Below are 21,229 nucleotides of genomic sequence, written 5' to 3'. Positions count from 1 at the left end.
AAAGGTCATTTGAACATTATTAACTATTTTTGTTTACACACGTATGACAGCACAACCTATTCAAATGTATTCAGCAGAAGAGTATCTCGAACTAGAAAGAGCCGCGGATTACAAAAGCGAGTACTACCGTGGGGAAATTTTCGCGATGGCCGGAGCCGGCTATAACCACAACGCGATTGTAGCAAGCTTGTCTACCGAAATCGGCTTTTTTCTTAAACGGAAAACTTGTAGAAGCCTCACTCAGGATATGAGAATTTATATTCCGGAAAATGGTCTGTATACATATCCCGATTTGCTAATTCACTGCGGGAAACCGGAATTTCTGGGTGATAAGACTGATAACTTACTCAATCCGTCAGTTATTGTTGAAGTTCAGTCTCCAAGCACCGGTGAGTATGACCGGGGTGAGAAATTTCATTTGTATCGGAGCATACCCACGTTAGTTGAATATGTATTGATTGACTCCCGAAGATTAGCGGCAGAAGTGTATCACAAGGGCGAGGATGGTCTCTGGTCCCTTGTTTCCGAAGCATATACAATAGATGAGGCCATTGAAATCAGCCACATTGGCCTCACTTTGAAAATGGCTGATATCTATGCGCAAACGGAAGAAATTATATAACTGATTTTATTAAAAGCAGAAGATGAATCATTCGATTCCCTTCTTCTGCTTTTAATACCTATTTAGCAGCCAGCTCTTCGACTTCCATCATCAGGTTTTCCCAATCCTCTGTGGTCTTTTCCAGCTTTTGTTTGATATCTGCGTAAAAGCGATTGATCTCCGCAAGTGCCACAGAATCATTGTAAATCTTCGGGTCGCCCAGCTTTGTTTCGGTTTCCGCTTTCCGAATTTCCAGATTATTAATGGTCGATTCCAGTTCCTCGATCTGCTTTTGCGCTTTTTTCAATTTCGCCGAATCTTCCGACGAGGTAGATTTCGGTGCGCTTTTAGGAGCAGAATTTTGCTGCGTTGATTTTTGAGGCGGCGCGCTGCTTACAGTGGCTTTTTCACTCACGGCAGACTGCAAACCTCTTTCTTCAACCCAAATCTCATATTCCTGATAAGTTCCGGGATATTCCTTGATCTGGTGGTCTTCGATATACCAGATCTTGTTTGCAATGTTTTCAACGAAATACCGGTCGTGGGACACGACGATGTAGCTTCCTTCGTATTGCTGCAAGGCCTGGATCAGAATGTTCACAGACTGCATATCCAAGTGGTTGGTAGGCTCATCGAGCAGCAGGAAGTTCGCTTGTGAAAGCAATACTTTCGCTAATGCAACCCGTGATTTTTCACCTCCTGACAAAACCTTGATCTTCTTGAAAACATCGTCACCACTGAACAAAAAGCAGCCCAGAACTGTCCGTAGCTCTGTTTCTGTCTTATTTGAATTGGCATATTTCAGCTCTTCTATCAGGTTATGCGCGACATTCAGCGATTCCAGCTGGTGCTGTGCATAGAATGTAAAAGACACATTGTGACCCAGTCTTCTTTTCCCCTCAATAGGCTCGGTACCCGCCACCACACGAAGTACAGTCGATTTTCCACGTCCGTTCGCACCTATCAACGCGATTTTATCACCGCGCTCCATACTTATATTGGTACTGTCAAGAATTACCTTGTCGCCGTATGCTTTCGAAGCCTCTTCAAGCTGAAAAACGTGTCTTCCGGGCTGTGTGGTAAACTGGAAGCGGAAATGCACTTTTGCATTTTCATCTACTACCGCATCCACAACATCCATCCTGTCCAATGCTTTTACACGGCTCTGAACTTGCTTCGATTTGGTCGCTTTGGCTTTGAATCGTTCAATAAAACGCTCTGTCTGACGGATCTTAGCCTGCTGATTTTCGTAAGCGCCGCGCTGGATTTCGTTACGCTCTTCTTTTTCCTCTAAATAATAAGAATAGTTTCCTGCGTAATAATTCAGTTTCCCACCGGACACTTCTACGGTCGTATCTATCGTATTATCAAGGAATTGCCTGTCGTGAGAAACCACAATTACTGCGCCTTCGTAAGACTGCACGTATTTCTCAACCCACTGAATAGAAGGTAAGTCAAGGTGGTTGGTAGGCTCATCGAGCATGAGCAGTGACGGTTTCTGCAAGAGCAGTTTCGCCAGCATTACCCGCATTCTCCATCCCCCCGAAAACAGACGCAAAGGCTGATTCAGGTCGGCGGTAGAGAATCCCAGACCTTCCAGGATCGCTTCCGCTTTGGATTGTACCGTGTATCCGTCAAGCGCCTCGAATTCATCCTGCACGCGCGCAAGTTTGTCAACCAGCGCATCTGTATAATTGTGCTCCATATCGTGCAGGATCTTGTCGATCTGCACTTGCAGCATATTTTGTCTTTCAAAAGCCTGCATAGCCACTGAAAGTATGGAATCGTCGCTTTGGTATGAAAGCAAATCCTGGTTCAGAAAGCCGATAGTACAATCCCCGGATTTGGAAATATTGCCTCCGTCCGGCTGGAATTCACCGTTAATCATGCGCAGCAGCGTAGATTTTCCTGTTCCGTTCAAGCCGATCAGCCCGATCTTTTGTTTAGGCTTTATATGAAGCGACGCACCGTCATAAAGTGCTCTGTCGCCTAGAAAATAACTGAGGTTGGTAATTGCGATCATAGTACAAAGTTACACGGAAGAAGCAGATAGTAAAAGTCCGATTGTTGGAATAGTTATAAATGAAACCTGACAGACAGAATCAAAACATATTTTCCTGTAAATTTGATTATAAACCATTCATCCCAAACCTGCGCCGTGAACGAGCTTTTTCCAATTTTTATCAAACTTGAAAACCTGCAAACATTGATCGTCGGAGGCGGATATGTAGGCCTTGAAAAGATCACCGCAGTACTTGATAATTCGCCGCAAGCCAACATCACATTGGTGTCCCCCGAGATCAGGCAGGAAATCGTAGAGTTGGCTGGAAATAATGATCGTATCTTCTTGATAAAAAGGAGGTTTGTGGATGAAGATCTTACCGGAAGGGACCTGGTGATCGTGGCTACAAATGATAAGGAAGAAAATAAGCGCATCGCCGCCACTTCAAGAGCGAAACATATTCTCACAAATGTGGCCGATACACCCGCTATTTGCGACTTTTATCTTTCTTCTGTTGTAAGAAAAGGAAATCTGAAAGTCGCGATTTCAACCAACGGAATGTCGCCGACGCTCGCGAAACGATTAAAAGAAGTACTAGGCGAAGCATTACCCGATAACCTCGAAACCGCTATGCAGCAGCTCAAAGCTGTGCGGGATATGTTGAAGGGAGATTTTGCTTATAAAGTGGATGAGCTGAACCGGATAACTTCCGTGCTGACAGCCCCGGTAAACCCCCAGGAAAATGCTGATAAAATCGATTGAAAATCGGGCATAGATCTCACAATAAAACGCAGCGTAAATTGTTTTAATAAAGATATTTGCAGAATATCGCCCGTGCCCCCTCCACATCAGTCGTAACCTCTGAATACCTGAGCTACTGACCTTAGTACTAAAATTTTATTTCAGCATTTTTACTATGTAACTGATAGTAAAAAATTGTGTTCGTTTTTTATTGCTTTAATACGTATTATTGAAATAAGTAATATTCAAACCGGTAATTCGGAAACCCATTCATTTTTGAGATAGACTTATACACGAGCATATATGGATCTTTTTTACCGGAACAGTGGCCAGGGTAGGCTTTCTTTGTTGCTTCTTGGTGCCATTTTTTTTGCTTTCTCAATCCTCCCCATTCACGCTTTTTCCAATATCATCAATATTGATATAAAGGGTGTTGTTAAAAGCAATACAGGGGAAATACTGATCGGTTCTACCGTGCGCGTGAAGGGTACGCAAAAGGGAACTGTGACCAACGAAAAGGGCGAATTTGTACTCACCGACGTCAACGAAGGCGCGACGCTGGTGGTGACGATGATCGGATTTCTGCCCAAAGAACTTCCCGCTGCAAGAAGCATGAGTATCGAGCTGGCCGAAGATGCGGTAGGCTTGCAGGATGTGGTAGTGACTGGTTTTCAGAACATTGATAAAGATAAGTTCACAGGATCGGCTGTTACCCTTAAAACAGACGATGTTAAAATTGACGGACTTCCTGATGTAAGCCGGATGCTCGAAGGCCGCGCTGCCGGGGTTTCCATTCAAAACGTTTCCGGTACTTTCGGGGCTGCTCCAAAGATCAGGATCCGCGGTGCAACTTCCTTAAACGGTGATAATAAGCCGCTTTGGGTGATCGACGGGGTTGTTCAGGAGGATATTGTGAATATTTCAAACGATCAGCTTTCAAGCGGCGACCCGACTACATTGCTGGGTTCTGCGGTGGCGGGGTTGAATCCAAACGACATTGAAACCTTTGATATTCTGAAAGACGCAGCCGCCGCGGCATTATATGGTGCACGCGCGATGAACGGGGTAATCGTAATTACGACCAAAAAAGGAAAAAGCGGTAAGCCGGTGATCACTTACTCCGGCAATTTTAGCACCCAACTTACGCCATCTTACCGGAATTTCAACATTATGAATTCGGCGCAGCAAATGTCTGTGCTCGGCGAACTGGAACGTAAAGGTTATCTGAATTCTGATATTCTTTCAAGGCCGGATTTTGGTGTTTATGGTAAATATTACAACTCGCTGAACGGTGATAACGAAGGCAACTTTCCATTACCCAATACACAGGAAGCCAAGAAAAACTATTTGCTCCGCTATGCTGGCTCCAATACCGACTGGTTTGATGTGCTCTTCAAGCAAAATTTCATTCACGAACATTCATTAAGTGTTTCTTTCGGAAGTGAGAAGTCAAGTTCTTATGCGTCTGTAAGTTACCTCGATGATAACGGTTGGACGATCGCTGATAAAGTGAAACGTTACACCTTGAATTTCAACAATACCTACCAGCTTTCCGACAAGCTGAGCATTGGGCTGACAACCCTCGCTTCTGTCCGCCGGCAGCAGGCTCCCGGCTCGCTCAGCCGCCGAAGCAACCCCGTGGAAGGGAAATTTGACAGGGATTTTGATATTAACCCGTTCAGCTATGCATTAAATACCAGCCGGACTTTGACAGCTTATGATGAAAATGGCGATCTGGAATATTTCAGAAGAAATTTTGCCCCTTTCAATGTAGTCTCCGAGCTGGCCAACAACCGCATTAACCTGAATCTGGCGGATATTAAGTTACAGGGAAATCTTTCCTATAAAATCACGGATAACATCACTTACGATTTCCTGGGCGCACTCAGGTACATTCAAACCGGTCGCGAGCACATTATTACCGAAAACAGTAATATGGCCAATGCGTATCGCGCAGCAGATAATTCGACGATTGCTTTGGCTAATAAATACCTGTACACCGATCCCGACGTGCCCAATGCATATCCGGTTGTAGTATTGCCGAGCGGCGGTTTTTACAATACCAACGAGGATCAGATGTTGTTTTATAACATTCGTAACAACCTCAGGTACAACAAAAAATTTGCAGAAAGGCACCAGATCGATATTCTTGCAGGTCAGGAAATTAAATATACCAACCGAAAAAATTCCAATAATACAGGTTACGGATTTCAGTATGATCAGGGAGGAACACCTTTCGTCGATTACCGGATTTTGAAGCAAACCATTGAGTCTAATTTCCAATACTATGGAATGCGGATGGACTACGAACGTTTCGCGGCATTTTACGGAAGCGCAGGATATACGCTGGATGATAAGTACAATTTTACCGCTTATATCCGCTATGATGGTTCAAATAGTTTTGGGAAATCGGCGATTGCAAGGTGGCTGCCAACGTATACAGTGGCCGGATCATGGAATTTTGATCGGGAAAATTTCCTGAAAGATTTCAAATGGCTTAGTATGGGCAGGCTTCGCGCCAGTTACGGGCTTTCCGCTGACACCGGGCCGGCAACCAATTCAGCGGTTTTATTCCAAAGTATTATCAGCAGAAGACCTTACGCGGATGAAAAAGAATCGGCCATCGCATTGGCGTCTCTGCAAAACACGCAGCTGACCTGGGAGAAATTATATAGCGGAAACCTAGGACTTGACCTGGGTTTGTTTGCCAACCGGATTAACCTGACAGTAGACGGTTACACCCGGAACAGCTTTGACCTGATCGACCAGATCAAAACTTCGGGTATTGGCGGGCAAATTTATAAAGTAGCCAACTATGCAGATATGCAGTCTTACGGGGTCGACTTCTCGATCGACGGCGTGCTTTTTAAAAACAAGGACTGGGATTTCCGTTCCCGGATCACGGTGGGTTACGCACAGACGCGCATTACCAATGTAGACAACAACCCAGGCATTTTTGATTTGGTCAAAGCGGAAGGGGCGAATGTGAAGGGGAGACCGGTACGAAGCTTATTTTCAATAGATTATCGTGCATTGAATCCGAAAACTGGCGTACCCATTTTCCTGAACGAGAATGGAGAAGTGAGCTCGGACGTTTATTTACAGGATCAGAATGTATCTTTTCTAAAATATGAAGGACCAGTTGATCCGCCTGTGACCGGAGGTTTTAACAATACATTGACATACAAAGATCTGTCACTGAATGTTTTCTTTACTTACCAATATGGTAACAAAATCCGCCTCAATCCACTCTATAAAGGGGTATTCAGCGATCTGGACGCACTTCCACGTGAGTTTCTGGATAGATGGCTGATTTCCGGCGAAGAAGCGGTTACCCCGGTCGCGTCGATTCCCGACAAGCTGGAAGCGCAATATCTGGCGGGTACTTATCCTTACAGCATTTACAATTATTCCACCGAAAGGGTAGCAAGAGGAGATTTTGTTAGATTGAAATCCGTGTCACTTTCTTACAAAGTGCCCGTCGTATTTGCGGGCAGATACGGGTTCAAAGCGGCGAGCATTCAGCTGTCTTCTATTAATCCATGGTTGATTTATGCGGATAAAAGGTTGAAGGGACAGGATCCCGAGTTTTTCAATTCGGGCGGTGTCGCGCAGCCGATCCAAAAGCAATTTACAGTGGCGATCAAGCTGACGTTATAGTGCATTGTGAAACCGGTACATTGATTTAAGATATTAAATATGAACAGACTAAGAAATATAAAAAGCCTTTTGATCATCCCGCTGCTGCTTGTTCTGGCGGGCTGCGAGGATTTTCTTTCTACCGAACCTGACAGTACCCGGGCAACCATTAACTCGCCTCAAAAAGTATCTCAGTTGCTCGCTACCGCTTATCCGCAGGCCAGTTATGTGCTGTTTGCCGAATCCATGAGCGATAATGTGGCCGATAAGGGTACCGGGGAAGATGATAAGACCAACCGCTTTTCATTTCTTTTTGAGGAAGTAGAAGCGACGGTAGACGAACAGGATTCGCCTGATCAGTACTGGGCGGAATGTTACCGCGCTATTTCGGTAGCGAACGAGGCGCTGGACATTATCAGCAAAGTCCCTGATCCACAGCAGTATTCTGCGCAAAGGGGAGAGGCGCTGGTCGCACGTGCTTACGCGCATTTTATGCTTGTCAATTTTTTTAGTCAATTTTTTGACGCGACACAAACGAACCCGAGCCCGGGCGTTCCGTATGTGACAGTTCCTGAAAAAGTGGTATTGAAACAATACGATCGCCGCACGGTAGATTTTGTTTACAGTATGATCGAGAAGGATTTACTCGAAGGTCTTCCTCTGATCGCCGACGGCAGCTATACAGTACCTAAATACCACTTCAACCGCGCAGCAGCAAATGCATTCGCCAGCCGTTTTTATCTGGTAAAAAGGGATTATGCCAAGGTTGTGCAATATGCGAATGCCGCTTTTCCGGGTGAGAGTATCAGAGATAACCTTCGCCCCTGGAACACTACCTATGAAAGTTTATCCCCGCAGGAATTATACAACACCTATTCCCGCGCGAGCCAGAATGCCAACTTGCTCCTTGCCGAAACTTCGTCTACTTACGGTAGGTATGTAGCGCAATACCGTTACGGAATGAATTTCAGGAAATGGCAGGAAGTTTCGCAAGGGGAGGGGATTATCGGTGGCAGTGCGAGCTGGGCTTATCCTTTGTACACGCAGGGTGATAACAATTATCTGATCCCGAAATTGAATGAATATTTCGTTCGGGAATCTGTGAATGCAGAAATTGGATTTCCTTATGTAATGGTGCCTCTGTTTACAGCAGAAGAGGTTTTGTTCAACAGAATTGAGGCAAATGCTTACCTGAACAATACGAGTGCGGCAATTGCGGACCTTAACCTGTTTGCAAGCAAAAGGGTTTCCAACTACAATCCTTCCACGCACGTGATCACTTCCAGAAGTATTACAAACTTTTTTGGTGGTAACCTCAGGTCAGGAATTGTGAATACGGTGCTGCTTTTCAAAAGGGTTGAGTTTGTGCAGGAGGGAATGCGATGGTTTGATATACAGCGCTACGCGATTCCGGTACAGCACCAGACTTCATCGGGGCAGGTGATTTCGGTGCCGGCCGGCGACCCAAGGAGGGTTTTGCAAATACCACAATCGGCAACATTGGCAGGAATTGAACAGAATACCAGATAATCGAAAAGAAATATGCTAGCTAAAACGATATCGAAAATTTTCTTTCTTGGAATGCTTGCTTCCAGCGCGCTTTTGAGTTCGTGTAAAGAGGAGAAAATCGGCGAAGTGGAAGATATTCCGGGTTTGGGTGGAGATACCTGGGTGCCCGGGCCCGTCGATAAGTGGATACTTGACAGTATGACAACGCCTTACAACATTTCGGCCAAGTACAAATGGGACCAGTTTGAGTTCGGTAACATCACAAAAACGCTGGTACCGCCTGACGAAGCGCAGGTAATCCCGCTATTGAGGACGATTACAAAAGCGTGGACGATACCTTACGTGCAGGAAGCAGGGAAAGTTTTTTACAACAAATTCTCACCCAAGTTCTTTATTCTTTCGGGCAGTAACGAGTATAATGCTGAGGGTTCGGTGACGCTCGGTACTGCCGAAGGCGGACGTAAAGTGGTTTTGTTCGGGGTTAATTTGTTCAAGATCAAAGGAATGCAGGGCTATAATGCGGCTGAGGATTCTTCTTTTGTGAAAGACTGGTTCCTGCATACGATACACCACGAATTTGGTCACATTTTGCATCAGACAGTTTTGTACCCGGTTGAATATAAGAACATTACCAAATCGCTTTACCAGGGTGGGAACTGGATCAACTGGTCTAATGAGGACGCGCGGCGTGATGGTTTTGTGACTGCATACAGCTCGCTGAATTTTGATGAAGATTTTGTAGAAATGATCGCCATGATGCTGACGGAAGGGAAAGCCGGGTTCGACAAGATCGTAAATTCAATTCCGGAGGGTACTAGTCCAAGGGGCGTTACCAAAGCGCAGGCGCAGGCGTCGCTCCGGCAAAAAGAAGCGATTGTGGTTGCCTATTACAAAAACACGTGGAATATAGATTTTTATAGCCTTCAAAAAAGGGTTAGGGGATCGATGAACCAACTTTTTTAACCAAATGAAAAAACTCTTTCTCTGTCTGCTATTCGTTGCTCCGGCTTTATTTTCCTGCGAGAATAGCGATGATACCCTGTTTGAAGAATCTGCCGACACGCGCTTGAATGCTGCATTGGCGTCTTATGAAAAGCTGCTGGTGGATGCGCCTTACGGCTGGAATGCCATTATTTATCCAAAAGGCGGGGGTACTTATGGATTTCACTTCAAGTTCAATGATCAGAACAGAGTGGTGATGTATTCTGACTTCTCGGCCGAAACTGCCGCGAAACCCAAAGAAAGCAGCTACCGGTTGAAAGCAATGCAAACACCGTCCCTGATTTTCGACACCTATTCCTATCTTCATATACTCTCGGATCCTAATCCGGACGTGAATGGCGGGGGAGTTGGAGAGGGACTACAATCGGATTTTGAATTCAGCATTTTTCCGGATTCTCTAAAAGAAGAAACTGTGACATTCGTCGGACGGAAAAACCAGAGCAGGCTTGTACTCACCAAAGCGACGCAGGCACAGGCGACGGCTTATGCAAATGGAGACCTGGCCAAAGCGGTGTTATTCAATAATATATCCAAGTATCAGACTTATTTCAAGCGGATCACTGTCGGTAATATAACTTACGAAATTACACCCAATCAGCAGACAAGAACCATAAAACTGACCTGGCTGGAAGGGAATGTACCTAAGAATTTTACAACAGGCTACTACTTCGCCGGCGCCAGTCTTATATTTTTGAAACCGCTTGTTAACGGTTCTCAAACTATAAACGGGTTTACCAATTTTACGTGGAATGCAAATCCGACGCAGCTGCGGTTTTCAGCAGGAGGGGCTAATACGGTTGTACAAGAAGCGATCAAACCACTTTCTGTTGATATTGCCGCTGTAAGAAGGTGGTGGCAGGAACCGGTTGAATCTGGCGGTGACTGGCGGACGGAATTTGGATTTCATGTCAATGGGGTTGATGATGCGTTTGGTGTGAAGGATTTGGAATATGAGGATAAGCAATATGCCTATTACAGTTACGTACCTGGCGGAGATACCCGTTACGAGGTATTCAGTCCCATTTTTTTTACGGCGGATGCTTTGTTCCAAGAATACGGACACCTTGGAGAGCCGCCCACCTTTACAGCCGACGGCAGGATTATCTTAACCGCCCGCGGAACATTTGGAGCAGTACCGACGAGCGGCCCGGCGATTAATTCAGTCAATTTATTATACGAAAAAAGCGGCTACTACCTGATTCAGACCTCAGAAACAACCTATGATATGGTAAGTGCGAAGGATGCGAAAGCGTGGATCAGCTGGGAGTAATCTGGCTTTTAATATTTTCAGGGCATAAAAAAACACTCCTCGTAATGCACGAGGAGTGTTTTTTTATGCTTTCAGTTTCGTCTACTGGTAACCTTCATTCTGTACCAGCGCCTTGTTCACATCAATTTCGCGCTGCGGAATCGGCATGATCAGCTTCGGAGAGTTGTAGGGCAATGTGCCCACATTCTTTTTGTTCCGCTTGATATCATGCAACATGTGACCCTCGAATGCAAGTTCCAGATGACGCTCTTTCAAAATTGATTCCAGTGTAACCGCAGCAGCCGGTTTAAGTCCTGCGCGTGTTCTGATCAGATTGATATCCGCCACCGGCGTTGCGCCCACAGCCGTGCCCAGACGGAAATTCGCCTCTGCGCGGGTCAGGTACATTTCAGCAGACCGGAATTGCAGCACGTTACCGAAGTTATCAATATGTTTTTGCGTATAAGTATTGATCGTAGTGATAAAAAAGCTACCGCGTGTATCACCGGCTTCATACAAACTTCGGTGTTTAGGCGAAATCCGTATATCTCCTCTTCCCGCAGTACCTGTAATATCCTCGATGGTCGCGCCAAAGAAGGTATTGAGGTCATTTACTCCGTCTTGCGCCGTTACTTTCATCGCAAAGATGTACTCGTCAGGGTTGTCACCGCCATTGCGCAAAAAGGTGTAGAAGAGCGATGCAAAATTGTCTTCCAGCGGATACATTTCGGAATTGATCACTTCATTAGCCTCGTCTCTTGCCAGTGCAAAATTGGATTGCATCAGGTACACGCGCGACAGCTGGGCAGATGCGGCATATTTGTTGGCGTAAATAGAGTTTTCTTCCGGCAAAAGTGTTTTCGCAGCCGTTAAATCTTCCAAAACCTGTGCGTACACCTCTGCTACTGAGTTACGCGGGACATTATTTGCGTCCGTCACAACGCGGGTCGGGGTCAAAATAAGGGGGACGCCCGGATTTGCATTGTTATCGCCATCGCCCCAGGTTTTTGCATAAAGCCGCACCAGGTCGAAGTACACGGAACCACGGATAAACCGAGCCTCGCCTTCCACACGTTCGCGCTTGTCTTCTTCCAGGATATCGAGCGCCGACAGCACATTGTTGCAGCGGTTGATCGTCGCATAGGAATCTCTCCACGTCGCGAGCGCAGTTACATTCTGTGTCGTAATTTCCTTGTTGTACATTTCCAGCAGATTCTGAAAAGTACCTCCAAAACCCAGTTCGTCGCTGTTTCCGAGCAGCTCGGAAGCCAGCTGAAAAGCGCCGCCGTAAACGTCCACATCCTGTAATCCGTCGTAAGCACCGATCAAAGTTACTTCCACGTCACGCGAAGTGCTGAGTGCCACTTCTTCATCGATACTCTGCGTCGGCTCAACATCGAGCTTACTGGCGCAGCCATTGGCCAGAAACAAGCCTGCTACCAGGGCCAGGGAATATATGTATTTTCTTTTTTTCATGATTTTGCAATTAAGAGCTGAAATGAATTAAAAGCCAACATTGATACCAACCAGAATAGTACGCGGCTGAGGAGGCGTGTAGAAGTCAGTTCCTGTCGCAAATTTCAGGTCCCTCGCACTCAGGTCATCGGTGTTAACTTCCGGGTCCCAACCTTTATAGTTGGTAAATGTGGCCAGGTTCAATCCTGAAACGTAAACTCTCACGCGGTCCATTTTGATCTTACTCGTAACTGTTGAAGGCAGATTATAACCCAGTGTCAAAGTACGCAGGCGCAGGTATGATCCGTCCATAATATAGCGGCTGGAAGCCTGATTCCCGTTTCCGCGGTAAAAGCGAGCCTCTGGGACATCGGTATTCGGATTCTCGGGCGTCCATGCGTCCAGCTGATCCACGGTTTGGTTATCTTCATAAATACCATTTGCAGAAGAATACTGGCCCACTCCGTAGAAATTGAGCTTGTTACCCGCAACTCCGTTGAAGAATACATTGAGGTCGAAACCTGCGAAGGAAAATGTGTTGGTAATACCGCCAACCACCTTGGGATTAGGGTTACCTGCCACTACGCGCTGGGCCGTGTTATAGCCATTATTTGTAACGGTGGTTCTCCCTTCGGTAGGGGTATTTTTGTAAAAAAGCGCATTACCGTTCGCCGGATCAACACCTGCATATTCTACGGTATAAAAAACACCAACCGGCTGACCTTCCATTACCCGGCTCATATTCGCCAACCCACCTTCGATGATCTGATCCTGAATATCAGTAACCTTGTTCCTGTTTGCGGCCAGGTTCAAAGAAGTGCTCCATTTGAACTTGCCGATCAGGTTTTGGGTATTCAATACAAATTCAAAACCTTTATTTTCCAGTTTACCAACATTCGCAACTTTAATAGCAAAACCTGTGGTAGCCGGCACGTTCACTTCCAGTAGCAACCCATTCGTCTTTTTCTCGTAATAGTCGATTTCCCCATTGATACGGTTATTGAACAAACCAAAATCAATACCAAAATCCGCCTGTTTGGTCGTTTCCCATCGCAGGTCCGGATTAGCAAGTTGCGAAGGCCGCTGTCCCGCTGCTCCCGCGTATCCCGCATCTCCCGAAAACAAACCAAGCTGAGGAAAGTCGCCGATCTCCGAGTTTCCGGTCGAACCGTAGCTACCTCTCAGTTTCAGGAAGCTCAATACATTGTTATTTTTCAGGAAATTCTCCTCTGTAAGTACCCAGCCTGCCGATACGGAAGGGAAAAATCCGTAGCGCGAATTAGCTCCGAAACGCGACGATCCGTCAATACGTGCACTGGCTGAAAGCAGGTACTTGTCTGAGAATTTGTAATTAAGCCGCAGGAAATAGGAAAGGAAACGGAAATTGGTTTCCGAAGAACCTCCGCCCGACTTGGTAGCCGCACTGGCGATCTTCTTATAAGAATTGGAAGGAAACTGCGATCCCTCAATGAAACTGCTCTTGTTTTGCGACTGCTGGTACGACATACCCAATGTGCCCCCAATCGTGTGGTTATTCAGTGTTTTGTCGTAAGAAAGAAAGTTGTTCGTATTGTAGTTCGTTACAAAAGTTGCAAAGTTCTCGCCCAGCCCGCTGCTAGCAGTACTTACGTTACGTACGTTTTGAGTCTGGTAGTAGCTTTCTTCATTCTGGTTCAAAAGGTCAATACCCAGCTCACTGCGGAATTTCAGCTCCGGTGTAATATTGATCTGCGCATAAGCATTGGTCAGGTTCCTGAAAGAAGTCGCTATAAAACTTGCATACCGGCTTGTGATCATCGGGTTGAAGTAAAGCGGCACGCCCACTTCTCCCGGAGGAGTTCCCGTAGGTAAGCCCGTTTCGGGATCATTAAATGGCGTCAATGGTGTCAATGCGGCCATTTGGAGGGGGTTTGAGAACGCATTATCCCCAGGCAAACGTTTGTTGATAGTTCTGGCAAGCCCCATTGAAAGTCCGATCTGCAACCATTTGTAAGCTTGGTGATCCAGGTTCATTCGAGCCGAAACGCGGTCGAGCTTGTTGCCGATGATTGTTCCTTTCTGGTCAAGATATTGGCCCGAGAGGAAAAATTTAGTCTTGTCTGTTCCGCCGTTCAACTGGAAATCGAGCTGCTGCATAGGCGCTTTCTGAAATGCCTCATCCTGCCACAAATACTCTTTCTGCTGCGGTGTACCGAATGTGCCAAGACTATAAGTGTCCAAAAAGCCGCCTTCACCGATCATGTATTGCGTATAAGAATCCGGGTCATTTGGATCGGTGCCGTCGATGCGATCACGGTTATTAGCTGCCTGGGTGTAAAATTTCACGTATTGGTCTGCATTCAGAAAATCCACGCGGCGCGTCGCTTCTGAAGAACCCAGCTGGTAATTAATGCTCACATTCGTTTTTCCTGCCTTCCCACGTTTCGTCGTGATCAATACCACCCCGTTTGCTGCACGTGAACCGTAAATAGCACCCGCAGATGCATCTTTCAGGATTTCGATCGACTCAATATCGTTGGAGTTAATGTCGGCCAAAGGGTTGGTCGCGCCGCCGGTACTATTGCTTAGGTCCGCAGTCGTGATCGGCATTCCGTCCACTACATATAAGGGCTGGCTGCTTGCACTGATCGAGGAATTTCCACGGATCCGCACGTTGATCGCCTGGCCCAGTTTACCACTGCCACTGTTCACATACACACCGGCCGCTCTTCCCTGTAAAGCCGCATCCACACTCGCCACGGGCATATTCTGGATCTCGGTACCTTTTACCTGTGCAATGTTCCCCGTTACATCCCGCTTGATCTGCGAGCCAAAACCAGTCACGACCACTTCGCTGAGATTTCTGCTGTCGCTCAATAACTGCACGTCGATCACGCTTTGGCTCCCCACAGGTATTTCCTGGCTTATCATACCTACGAAACTGAAAACTAGTATGGATTCAGCGTTCCGCACGTTGATCGTGTAACTACCGTCCGTACTGGTTTGTGTTCCGGTTGAGGTTCCTTTTAACTGCACAGAGGCTCCCGGAAGGGTCGAGCCGTCGTCACCTGATACTTTTCCAGTGATCCTCACATCCTGTCCGCTCGCCGACATCCATGTTACCACAAAGAAAAAAAGTGCTAATAGCAGAGTTTTTTTCATAATTATTTGGTTTGGTTGAGTTGATTTTCTTCAAAAGCAAATATATGTCTAATGAAAGTTAGCCCAAATTATATTACGAAATATTTGAAAACGCATGTAGTATGAGTTGTTAACATTCCTGTAAAAAATAGGATATCTTCGACTTGGTGCGCTGTATTTGCGTATTTCGAAGAATAATTTAAAATAGTAATAAAGAAGAGTGGGGGTATTTACCAGTATTTGCCTCTTTTAACAGCAAAATTAATGCCACGGTAAATAATCTTCGCGTGACTTAAAATGGTGGGAATCAAGCCGAAATGTCGTTTTAAAACTATGAAGCGATCGGTCAGCGAGCGACGGTGATTTTTGACAGAAGTACCGCCCAGCAGGTAACGGCAGAGTATAAGTGAAAGGAAATGGGTGGAACTGGCTCGTTTAAGACATTTTATCTCCCAGTCAATATCGGCACTGAGGTTATTCACCTCGTAAACAGGCGCTATCTCTTTTTTTACTATAAATGCCTGGTGGCAGATTTTCATTCCCAGGTTGAAGTCTTTCCAGCTGATATTTTCCGGCAGGTCGTGCGGCGTAAACTTGCTCCGAAGACCCTGCTCTTTCCCCGACTCAGTAACCATCATTGCGTCGCTGTAAACGATATCGAAACCTTGATTCAAGACAGGAAGCAATTTTTGGAGAATGTCAGGACTATAAATCTCGTCACCGGCATTCAGAAACCAGAGGTATTTTCCTGTCGCCAGCGCCATTCCTTTGTTCATTGCATCGTAAATGCCCCGGTCTTTTTCAGAAACAACCCTTGAAATTAGTCCCGAGTAGCGTGCGCATATTGAAAGCGTGTCATCGTTGGATTTCCCGTCAATGATGAGGTATTCTACCAGCTCCGGTTTCTCGACTTGCGCGAGCGCCGCCTGCACACTTTTAAGCGTCCGTTCCACGACAGTTCCGGCATTGTAAGTGACCGTGATAATGGTCAATAGCGGCTGGTTATCCATTCAGGAGTGACTGGTAGAGTTGTTGATACTGATCTGCAATAATATGCTCAGAATAGCTTTCCAGCACTTTTTCCCGGGCAAGTGCAGCTATTTTACCGCCCTGATCATTTTCCAAAACCCACTTAATACCTTCTGTTAATGACAAAACTGACCTGAGCTCTGCAACATAACCATTTTTTTTGTGGTCGATCATTTCAGGAATTCCACCTGTTGCAAAACCCACCGCCGGCGTACCGCACGACATTGCTTCCATAATAGTATTGGGTAAATTGTCTTCCAGCGAAGGCACCACGATCAGGTCGGCAGCATTGTAAGCGTCGACCATTCCTTGTGGCTCCGTGATTTTTCCAAGATAATGTACCGGCACCGGAAAATCGACCAGGTTATCCTTATCTGCTTTTCCAAAAATCATCACTTCAATATGCGGAAAGTGGCTTTTTGCCAAGGCCAGCGCTTCCTGAAAATAGCTGAATCCTTTTCTCACATCCTGAATATTAGCGCCGGTGAAAAGGATCAGTGTTTTATCAACTGGTAATCCCAGATTCACTCGCACGATATTCTGGTCTAGCGGAGTAAAAAACTGGGTATCAATGCAGTTGGGAATGCATTTGGAGCTGTTTCCAGCGGTAAGCGGCGCATTTTTAACCATTTGATCCAGCCAGTTGCTGGGAGATATTAATGCCAGATCCGGCTTGGCGTACAATGCTTCTTTTGCCTCGAACTGAGAAAATGAAATGTCGTAACGGTCGGGTTTGGCGAGATAGGGACAGTAGCCGCAATGCGTCAGAAACTTGTCACAGCCGCGACTATAATGGCAGCCGCCCGTAAAAGTCCACATATCATGCAAAGTCCAGACGATCGGTTTACCAAGCAGAAACAGCTTTTGCAGCGAACTGATTGACAAAAAACCAAAATTGACCCAATGCAAATGAATCACGGTAGCTTCACGAACCAAAGGATGTTCCGAAATGTCGACACCAGCTTCTGCGGGCGAAAATGCAAACCGGACGGAAGCATCTTTTTCGTGCGGATAAAAGGCGAGGCGCTCGGCAATGAAGTAGCTCCACGCCTTTCTTGTCTGCCATTTAGTATCGGCCAAACTTGTTACATTTTCCTTCTCCCGGCTCGAAAACTGAGTAAGCAAATGTGAGTCAATCCCCGATTTTTGCAAGGCTCTGTGTAACCTCGCCGCCGCCACTCCCGCGCCTCCTTCCAAATGAAATGTACTTAAATGAAGTACCATGTAAATGTTTTGTGCTGATCCGGTTCCGCGGCAATCGTGTTATAGGTGGTAAATTTAAACAGTTCCGGGGTTAAAAATTTTATTCGTTAATCTATCTTTATCGGGAAATAAGTAAACTGACGAACATGTCTAATGAAAAGCGCAGCCACGAAGCGCATTCGGAGTGGTACGATGTTCAGTACGCGACGAAGGAAGCGAAGGACCGGGCGATTGAGTTGTGGGAATATGATAATGAGCACAAAACGATCAATCACTGGATCCACCAACGAATGCTGGCGCTGGCCAATCCATTCATGAAAGAGCCGAAATCCTGGCTGACAGTCGGTGACGGTTATGGGTTCGATGCCAATTATTTTTATAAAAACGGGCTCGAAACGACCGCTACTGACATATCCGAAGCATTCCTGCCTTTGTCAAAGGCAAGAGGTTTTATTGATAAATTTTCGGTTGAGAATGTAGAGAAGCTCACTTTTGATGACAATAGTTTCGATTATGTGTTCTGCAAGGAAGCTTACCACCATTTTCCAAGACCATATCTGGGCGTTTACGAAATGCTTCGCGTCGCGAGGGAAGGTGTGATATTGGTCGAGCCACACGATCCGATCTCAAAAATGCCCTTTTTATTGGCGTTAAGGAATATTTTTGATCGGTTTGATACTACACTTTTACAGAAATACTGGAAAAACAGGTATTCGTTTGAAGAGGTTGGGAATTATGTTTTCAAGCTTTCAGAGCGGGAAATGGATAAGCTAGCCAATGGAATGGGGCTCCCTATGGTTGCTTTCAAAGGTATTAATAACAACTATTATCACCCGTCGTACAGTCAGGAAAAGGCCGACGATTCATCCGTTGCATTCCGCAAGATCAAGCGCAAGCTCGCATTTCATAATTTCCTTGTAAAGGCATCATTAATGCCTTCGCAGGTACTATGCGCAGTGATTTTTAAGAAGATACCTTCTCCGCAAACGCTGGAAGCAATGCGAAAAGACGGCTTCCAGATCCACACATTCCCACCCAATCCTTACGCATATTGATCATTCACCCGGCCGAAAACCGATCGGTGATCTTTCTGCATTCAATTTTTATAACAGTTTAATCATGTAGGCCCGGTAAGATTACGGTTCTAATAATCTCTATACTAATCTGCACTGCCTTTTCACTTCTTAAAACACTCGATAGCATAGCAATTCCAGGTTCGGTGAATGCAAATGGGAGGTATCTGTTACCGCCCCGAGTTGGGGTCACGTATTGTGACCTCAACCCGATGAACTCATTCTGCGAGAGTTCAAACATGAAATCGCTTGGGAACCGGTCTGTGTTTCTTCTGACAGCCTGCTTCAATGCTTTTGTCTCCACTCCATACATTTCTGCCAGGTCGAAATCGAGTATTACCTTGAACCCGCGTAGGGTGAAAACTTTGTTTTGTATGATATCCAGTTCCATAGTATTGTTTAAAATTTCTCAGCTTTACTTTAATCAATACGTAGCAAATGCAAATTGGTAACGGTCAGAACTGAAATTTTTTGGTAGGGTGAAATATGCATAGTTTTATGCCCTACAAAATAATTGAGCGTAGATGTTTCCGGATTTGCAAGAGAAAATTGCCGTGATCGGGCTGGGGTATGTGGGGCTTCCGCTGGCAGTGGCGTTCAGCGATAAGTATGATGTTTTAGGATATGATATTAACAGCCAGCGCATTTCGGATCTGCTCGGTTTTGAGGATACAACCAGGGAAATTTCCAGCGGGGAGCTCGAAGCAGCTGTTCATCTGCGGTTTTCAAATACGGAGTCAGACCTCGAATCTGCGAACATTTACATTGTAACAGTACCTACGCCCGTAGATCAGCGCAAAAAGCCGAACTTGTTACCATTGCTCAATGCAAGCAGAACGATTGGTAAATATCTTCGCAAAAACGATATTGTGATCTATGAGTCAACGGTTTATCCGGGTTGTACGGAAGAGGATTGCGTGCCAGTGCTGGAAGAAGTGAGTGGATTGAAATATAATGTAGATTTCTTTTGTGGCTATTCACCCGAACGCATTAATCCCGGAGATAAGGTGCGGACTTTTACCAAAATAAAAAAAGTAACCTCCGGCTCGACACCTGAAATTGCAAACTTTGTCGACCGTTTATATGCATCCGTAATCACCGCCGGCACGCACCTGGCGCCCAGCATAAAAGTAGCCGAAGCCTCCAAGGCGATCGAAAATGCGCAGCGAGATGTCAATATCTCATTCATTAACGAACTTGCGCTGATTTTCGACCGGATGAATATTGATACCACCGAAGTGCTGGAAGCTGCCGGTACCAAATGGAATTTCTTGCAATACAAACCTGGCCTCGTTGGCGGGCATTGTATTGGTGTCGATCCCTATTATCTTGCTTACAAGGCCGAATCGCTGGGTTATTATCCGCAGGTTATCCTCTCCGGCCGGGATGTGAATGATACGATGGGTGTTTTTGTGGCTAATAAATTAGCAAAGCTGCTAGCAAAAAAAGGGCATCGACTGGATAAAGGCCGGGTACTGATTCTAGGCATTACATTCAAGGAAAACTGCGCGGATATGCGGAACACGCGGGTTGTTGACGTATATCGCGAACTGCGCGACTTTGGTTTGCAGGTCGATATTTACGATCCCTGGGCCTCGCCCGAACTGGCGCTGGCGGAATACGGGATTACATTGGTTCCCGAGCCAAAAGGTCAATATGAAGGAGTAGTGTTGACCGTGGCGCACGATCTGTTCCGTGAACTGGACTTCAAAAGCTTTACTTTTCCCGAATCCGTTATTTATGATTTGAAATCGGTATTGCCGCGCGAAATGGTCGATGCGAGGTTGTAGTGTTTATTCCCGCCAGCCGAAGATATTTAATTGCAGGTCCATGACGTCGTTCCCCCGGTAGCGGCGATTGGTAAATGGTCTCTGGCGGTGCTGATTGGTATCTAAATAATATCTGAACCCATTTTCTTCAAAGATCCGGATCACATCTGCAAGTCCCTGTGGGTTGTTGAAATAGGAATGAAATTCAACAAAAAGGTTGCTCACGTGCTGTAAATCATACCGGCAATCATCGAGCACTTCCTTTTCTGCGCCTTCAATATCTATTTTGAGGAAATCAATATGTTTCTCGGCCAGCAAAAAATCTTTCAGACGAACCGAAGCAATTTTCTTTTTTTCTGACTGCGAATAAATAGAAGAGGAATCCGCCGACTCGCTGCCGAACCAGATACCTTCCGAATCTTTCCAAACTGCTTTGTCGACTACTTCAACACCCTGAATCGAGTTTGCCGCCAGATTCTTCTTCAACAATGCGGCAATGTCCGGCTCCGCTTCAAATGCTATTACCCGCGCATTCGGGTACAAATTTTTGAAATACAAAACACTCATTCCCACATTTGCCCCGCAATCAAAAATGACTGGCTGCGGGTTTCTGGTCTCAAAATGATAAAATTCATCTGCAAAGATCTCCTTGTGCTGCCATAGGAAAGACATTACATCTGGCACCGACAGTTTGAATTTCCCGAATGCGACGTCAGTTAGTTTGTACCTGGGGCTATTTCCATATTTAAGCAATAACCCCACAAACTCCCGGCCGGCAGCCGTGTTGAGCGCATTATAAGGTTCTTTCAGCAGGTATCGGAGCCAGTACATAAGCGG

General features: G+C 45.9%; 15 protein-coding genes. 8 read left to right on the top strand and 7 right to left on the bottom strand.

Translation table 11 applies throughout. From position 1 onward, the window contains the following. Positions 1 to 43: 43 nt before the first annotated feature. On the top strand, positions 44 to 622 hold the full coding sequence (locus KOD92_RS12100) for a Uma2 family endonuclease (protein ID WP_215233831.1): 579 nt from the start codon (positions 44 to 46) through the stop codon (positions 620 to 622). A 58-nt stretch (positions 623 to 680) separates the two neighbouring features. Here KOD92_RS12100 and KOD92_RS12095 read toward each other — a convergent pair whose 3' ends face one another. Beyond that, positions 681 to 2,624, bottom strand: a complete 1,944-nt coding sequence (locus KOD92_RS12095; RefSeq protein WP_215233830.1) for an ABC-F family ATP-binding cassette domain-containing protein — start codon at positions 2,622 to 2,624, stop codon at positions 681 to 683. A 135-nt stretch (positions 2,625 to 2,759) separates the two neighbouring features. Between KOD92_RS12095 and KOD92_RS12090 the strand changes: the two genes are divergently transcribed. The 5 genes from KOD92_RS12090 (at position 2,760) to KOD92_RS12070 (ending at position 10,764) form a co-directional block, all read left to right on the top strand. Further along, complete coding sequence (locus tag KOD92_RS12090; RefSeq protein ID WP_215233829.1) at positions 2,760 to 3,365, top strand: precorrin-2 dehydrogenase/sirohydrochlorin ferrochelatase family protein; 606 nt, start codon at positions 2,760 to 2,762, stop codon at positions 3,363 to 3,365. A 282-nt stretch (positions 3,366 to 3,647) separates the two neighbouring features. After that, positions 3,648 to 7,004 carry a SusC/RagA family TonB-linked outer membrane protein gene (locus KOD92_RS12085; protein ID WP_215233828.1) on the top strand — a complete coding sequence of 1,119 codons (3,357 nt, stop codon included), beginning with the start codon at positions 3,648 to 3,650 and terminating at the stop codon, positions 7,002 to 7,004. Positions 7,005 to 7,043: 39 nt separating this feature from the next. Beyond that, on the top strand, positions 7,044 to 8,513 hold the full coding sequence (locus KOD92_RS12080) for a RagB/SusD family nutrient uptake outer membrane protein (RefSeq protein ID WP_215233827.1): 1,470 nt from the start codon (positions 7,044 to 7,046) through the stop codon (positions 8,511 to 8,513). A 12-nt stretch (positions 8,514 to 8,525) separates the two neighbouring features. Then, positions 8,526 to 9,455 carry a zinc-binding metallopeptidase gene (locus KOD92_RS12075; protein WP_215233826.1) on the top strand — a complete coding sequence of 310 codons (930 nt, stop codon included), beginning with the start codon at positions 8,526 to 8,528 and terminating at the stop codon, positions 9,453 to 9,455. A gap of 4 nt (positions 9,456 to 9,459) precedes the next feature. Beyond that, positions 9,460 to 10,764 (top strand): DUF4302 domain-containing protein, encoded by a 1,305-nt coding sequence (locus KOD92_RS12070; protein ID WP_215233825.1) that lies wholly within the window; start codon positions 9,460 to 9,462, stop codon positions 10,762 to 10,764. Positions 10,765 to 10,845: 81 nt separating this feature from the next. Here the strand turns inward: KOD92_RS12070 and KOD92_RS12065 are convergent, their stop codons facing one another. The 4 genes from KOD92_RS12065 to KOD92_RS12050 all read right to left on the bottom strand — a co-directional run bounded on the left by KOD92_RS12065 (position 10,846) and on the right by KOD92_RS12050 (position 17,571). Further along, complete coding sequence (locus KOD92_RS12065; RefSeq protein WP_215233824.1) at positions 10,846 to 12,219, bottom strand: RagB/SusD family nutrient uptake outer membrane protein; 1,374 nt, start codon at positions 12,217 to 12,219, stop codon at positions 10,846 to 10,848. Between the two features lie 27 nt (positions 12,220 to 12,246). After that, the gene (locus KOD92_RS12060; RefSeq protein ID WP_215233823.1) at positions 12,247 to 15,339 is read right to left on the bottom strand and encodes a SusC/RagA family TonB-linked outer membrane protein; all 3,093 of its coding nucleotides are present in this window, start codon (positions 15,337 to 15,339) and stop codon (positions 12,247 to 12,249) included. A 209-nt stretch (positions 15,340 to 15,548) separates the two neighbouring features. Further along, positions 15,549 to 16,328, bottom strand: coding sequence for a glycosyltransferase family 2 protein (locus KOD92_RS12055; protein ID WP_215233822.1), 780 nt, complete (start codon positions 16,326 to 16,328; stop codon positions 15,549 to 15,551). Then, complete coding sequence (locus KOD92_RS12050; protein WP_215233821.1) at positions 16,321 to 17,571, bottom strand: glycosyltransferase family 4 protein; 1,251 nt, start codon at positions 17,569 to 17,571, stop codon at positions 16,321 to 16,323. The genes KOD92_RS12055 and KOD92_RS12050 overlap by 8 nt, the downstream gene beginning before the upstream one ends. A gap of 125 nt (positions 17,572 to 17,696) precedes the next feature. On the opposite strand from KOD92_RS12050, the gene KOD92_RS12045 reads away from it, so the two are divergent. Next, a complete protein-coding gene (locus KOD92_RS12045) occupies positions 17,697 to 18,605 on the top strand; it encodes a class I SAM-dependent methyltransferase (protein WP_215233820.1) in 909 nt (302 codons plus the stop codon). A gap of 58 nt (positions 18,606 to 18,663) precedes the next feature. Here KOD92_RS12045 and KOD92_RS12040 read toward each other — a convergent pair whose 3' ends face one another. Continuing rightward, positions 18,664 to 19,014 carry an ORF6N domain-containing protein gene (locus KOD92_RS12040; RefSeq protein ID WP_215233819.1) on the bottom strand — a complete coding sequence of 117 codons (351 nt, stop codon included), beginning with the start codon at positions 19,012 to 19,014 and terminating at the stop codon, positions 18,664 to 18,666. A gap of 133 nt (positions 19,015 to 19,147) precedes the next feature. Here KOD92_RS12040 and KOD92_RS12035 point away from each other — a divergent pair, with 133 nt between their 5' ends. Then, the gene (locus KOD92_RS12035) at positions 19,148 to 20,413 is read left to right on the top strand and encodes a nucleotide sugar dehydrogenase (RefSeq protein ID WP_215233818.1); all 1,266 of its coding nucleotides are present in this window, start codon (positions 19,148 to 19,150) and stop codon (positions 20,411 to 20,413) included. Positions 20,414 to 20,416: 3 nt separating this feature from the next. On the opposite strand, the gene KOD92_RS12030 is transcribed toward KOD92_RS12035, so the two are convergent. Then, complete coding sequence (locus tag KOD92_RS12030) at positions 20,417 to 21,223, bottom strand: FkbM family methyltransferase (RefSeq protein ID WP_215233817.1); 807 nt, start codon at positions 21,221 to 21,223, stop codon at positions 20,417 to 20,419. Positions 21,224 to 21,229 lie beyond the last annotated feature (6 nt).

Origin of the sequence: Dyadobacter linearis, from assembly GCF_907165045.1 — a bacterium.
Classification (GTDB): domain Bacteria; phylum Bacteroidota; class Bacteroidia; order Cytophagales; family Spirosomataceae; genus Dyadobacter; species Dyadobacter linearis.
The sequence above is the reverse complement of the archived record's forward strand: the minus strand, read 5'-3'. Positions and strand labels throughout refer to the sequence as shown.